The following is a 223-nucleotide window of genomic DNA, read 5'->3' as shown; positions in this document are numbered from 1 at the left end:
ATTGTAAATGCTACAGTTAGACGGAACCCTTCTGGTAGATATTTTGTGTCACTATTAGTTGAAACAGAAGTACAAGAACTTCCGAAAACACATTCTTACATTGGAATAGATATAGGACTAAAAGATTTCGCTATTTTGTCAGATGGAACACACTATGAAAATCCGAAGTTTTTCCGATCATTAGAAGATAAGTTGGCGAAAGCACAGCGTGTTCTTTCTAGAA

1 protein-coding gene is annotated in these 223 nt (G+C 35.4%); it reads left to right on the top strand.

The annotated features are described in order from the left end of the window. Positions 1 to 223 (top strand): transposase (locus tag MR143_RS32870; RefSeq protein ID WP_242281309.1); only part of this gene is annotated, 223 nt, incomplete at both ends.

The organism is Bacillus cereus group sp. BfR-BA-01347, from assembly GCF_022663835.1.
Classification (GTDB): Bacteria; Bacillota; Bacilli; order Bacillales; family Bacillaceae_G; genus Bacillus_A; species Bacillus_A thuringiensis_K.
Note: the sequence above shows the minus strand (reverse complement) of the source record. Positions and strands in the feature narration are given on the sequence as shown.